This window comes from Actinomycetota bacterium (genome assembly GCA_036280995.1).
GTDB lineage: Bacteria > Actinomycetota > CALGFH01 > CALGFH01 > CALGFH01 > CALGFH01.
The window spans coordinates 1-2,094 of record DASUPQ010000934.1 but is presented as its reverse complement, the minus strand read 5'-3'; the positions used below and the strand labels follow the sequence as shown (position 1 = coordinate 2,094).

The following is a 2,094-nucleotide window of genomic DNA, read 5'->3' as shown; positions in this document are numbered from 1 at the left end:
CCTCGGCCTCCTGGCCGGCGCTGCGCACGATGACGGTGACCACGCTGGGCTTGACCGCCTCGGCGACGCTGGCCAGTGAGCTGATGGTGGCGCTGCTAACGCTGGCGGGGGACGAAGTCGTGGTGTCGCCCTCCAGCCTGGTCACGGTGTAGGCGCTGGCCGTGCCGGCGGAGACCCCGAGCCCAGCACCAGGAGCCCGGTGGCAGCCGGCGGGACCAGCGCCGGCGCCGGCCGCCCGGGTTGGCGTGGGAGTCGCTGGTGGTCGGGGGCTGCGAACCCGAGGAGCCGCCGTCGGCGGCGTCTGACTCCCTGACCCAGGGACGGTCGGTGAGCTGGATGGACATGGTGACCTCCTCGGTGTCGCGATGCGGTCGGTCAACATCACCGTGGACCTGGCAGCTCCGGCACCCCTGTGAGCCAGCTGGGAGTGTGCTGGTAACGCGACCGCGTTGCCGGAGCGGTCAGCCGGTCGCGCGCGTGGTGGGCTCGGCCTGGACGTCCGGAGCGTCGGGGGCCAGGGGGAGCACGACCCGGAAGGTCGCCCCCTGCCCGGGGTTCGAGTTGACCTCGACGGTGCCGTCGTGGGCGGCAACCAGGGCGGCCACGATCGCCAGGCCCAGCCCGGTGCCCCCCCGGGGGGCGTGCGAGCGGGCTGGGTCGGCCCGGTAGAAGCGCTCGAACACCCGCTCGGCCTGCTCGGGGCTAAGGCCGGCGCCGTGGTCGACGACCTCGAGGACCGCGCGGTCCACGCCGTCCTCCCGCCGGGTCTGGGCCACCACCTCGACTGGGGTCCCCGCCGGGGTATGGGTGAGGGCGTTGCTCATAAGGTTGGCCAGGACCTGGCGCAGGCGCGCTTCGTCTCCCAGCACCACCAGCGGCCCGGTGGCGCCGCGGTCGCCGCCGGTCAGCAGCTGGATGCGGCGGTCGGGGGCGACGGCGCGGGCGTCGTGGACGGTGTCGGCGGCCAGGGCCAGCAGGTCTACCGGGCGGCGCTCCAGGGGGCGCTGCTGGTCCAGGCGGGCCAGCAGCAGCAGGTCGTCGACCAGCAGCCCCATCTGGGCGGCTTGGTCCTCGATGCGGCGCATCAGCCGGTCCAGCTCGACCGGCTCGCGAGCACCGCCCTGCCGGTACAGCTCGGCGAAGCCTCGGACGGTGGTCAGGGGGGTGCGCAGCTCGTGGCTGGCGTCGGCGACGAAGCGGCGCATCCGCTCCTCGGAGGCGGCGCGGGCCCGGAACGCCGCCTCGATCTGGGACAGCATGGTGTTGAGGGCCCGGCCAAGTCGCCCGACCTCGGTGCGCGGGTCACGCTCGGGTACCCGCTGGGCCAGGTCGCCGGCCGCGATCGCCCCAGCGGTCCGCTCGATCTCCACCAGCGGCCGCAGGCTCGCGCGCACGATGGCTACGCCGACTCCGGCCAGCGCGGCCAGGATGGCGATGCTCACTGCGAGGTCGATGCGCTGTAGGCGCGAGATCGTGGCGTTGACATCCTCGAGGCTGGCCGCGACCACGACCATGCGCCCAGAGCCGTCCGGGAACCGCTCCACCAGCAGCCGCCACTGCCCGCCGCCGCTGGTTGCCGGCACCGTGAACGGTGTGCCAATCCGCGCCTGTAGGGTGGCGGCCGCGGGCAGGCGCGGTGGGGACTGACCATCCTGCAACACCGTGGGGTCCACGGCCTCGAGCACGTTCCCGGACGGGTCGATGACAGCCACGAAGTAGAGGCTGGGGGGGCGGATGCGGCCCTCGGATGGTGGCGGGCCCAGCGCGCGGCCCCCGGCGAGCCCGCGCAGCGTGGCCGCGGCCACACCGCCGAGCTGGTCATCCAGGCGACCGACCAGCGAGCCGCGCAGCACGGCGATGCTGGCCACGCTGATCAGCGCGAGCGAGACGGTCACCAGCACCAAGACGGCCACGATGAGCCGCACGCGCAACGGCGTGCGGGCGAGCAGCCGCCGCCACGCTCGCCAGGGCCGGACCACCAGCACCCCGACCGGATCCCACCGCCCGACGGGCATCCTGCTAGCGATCCGGCAGCCGCAGGACGTAGCCGACGCTGCGGATGGTGTGGATCAGCCGCGGCTCGACCGCGTCGAC

1 protein-coding gene is annotated in these 2,094 nt (G+C 74.4%); it reads right to left on the bottom strand.

Annotated elements, in window-relative coordinates; translation table 11 throughout:
• Positions 1 to 461 precede the first annotated feature (461 nt).
• The gene (locus tag VF468_31075) at positions 462 to 2,015 is read right to left on the bottom strand and encodes a HAMP domain-containing sensor histidine kinase (protein ID HEX5882728.1); all 1,554 of its coding nucleotides are present in this window, start codon (positions 2,013 to 2,015) and stop codon (positions 462 to 464) included.
• Positions 2,016 to 2,094: the final 79 nt, after the last annotated feature.